Source organism: Flavobacterium sp. (assembly GCF_049240005.1).
Lineage (GTDB): Bacteria > Bacteroidota > Bacteroidia > Flavobacteriales > Flavobacteriaceae > Flavobacterium.
This window is the reverse complement of record NZ_JBMLTK010000120.1, coordinates 1-1,071: the sequence shown is the minus strand read 5'-3', so window position 1 is coordinate 1,071 and position 1,071 is coordinate 1. Positions and strand designations below refer to the sequence as shown.

General features: G+C 37.4%; 1 protein-coding gene. It reads left to right on the top strand.

All coding sequences use genetic code 11. The annotated features are described in order from the left end of the window. Window positions 1-176: 176 nt before the first annotated feature. Window positions 177-1,071 (top strand): NAD(P)/FAD-dependent oxidoreductase (locus ACOVQQ_RS12170; RefSeq protein WP_421818438.1); only part of this gene is annotated, 895 nt, incomplete at its 3' end.

Sequence of the window (1,071 nt, the reverse complement as noted above, 5' to 3'; positions counted from 1 at the left end):
ACTATTTTTTACACGACAAGGGATAAAATCATAAAACTGTTAACAAATCGATAAATCGTAAGATTAGTTATTAAGAATAAGGCAAAAAAACACTTAAAATGAAGAATAATTCGAAAAAATTTAGCCTTACTTTCCATTACAATTTTGAAAAAAAGTATTTTTAGAAAAAATTTCAAATGAATTTAAGTTATTGGGAACTTAAACATTGGTTTGCCCAAGTCGATTTCACTATCGTAGGCAGCGGCATCGTAGGCTTGCATTGCGCATTAGCCTTGCGAGAGCGTTTTCCACACCGTAAGATTTTAATACTCGAAAAGGGAATTTTACCACAAGGCGCCAGTACTAAAAATGCGGGATTTGCTTGTTTTGGTAGTCTTTCGGAGATTTTAGACGATTTGAAATCACACAGCGAAGAAGAAGTTTTGCAGTTGATTCAAAAGCGCTGGAGCGGACTTCAATTGTTGCGCAAAAATTTAGGTGATGAAGCCATCGACTTTAAACCTTATGGCGGCTATGAACTGTTTTTTAAATCAGACGAGAGTTCGTATAACGACTGTTTGCAGCGACTTCCTTTTATCAATGACATCTTGAAACCTATCTTTAGAAACGAAGTGTTTTCGAAAGAAGTAGATCGGTTCGATTTTAGCGGCATACAAGAATACCTTATTTTTAATCCGTACGAAGCCCAAATCGATACCGGAAAAATGATGCAAGCTTTGTTAAAGAAAGCCATTGCCAACGATATTTTAATCCTGAATCAAGTGGAAGTAACTGCATTCCAAGAAAAAAGTGATGGTGTTACGGTAACGGCAAACGATTTTAGTTTTGTAACCCGTAACTTATTATTCGCGACCAACGGTTTTGCCGCCGAATTAACCAATAACCAGGTCAAACCGGCCAGAGCTCAGGTTTTAATTACCAATCCGATACCCGATTTGGATATCAAAGGCACTTTTCATCTGGAGGAGGGCTATTATTATTTCAGAAATATCGATAACCGAATTTTGTTAGGCGGTGGTCGAAACCTAGATTTTGAAGGAGAAACGACAACCGAGTTCGCGCAAACCGAAT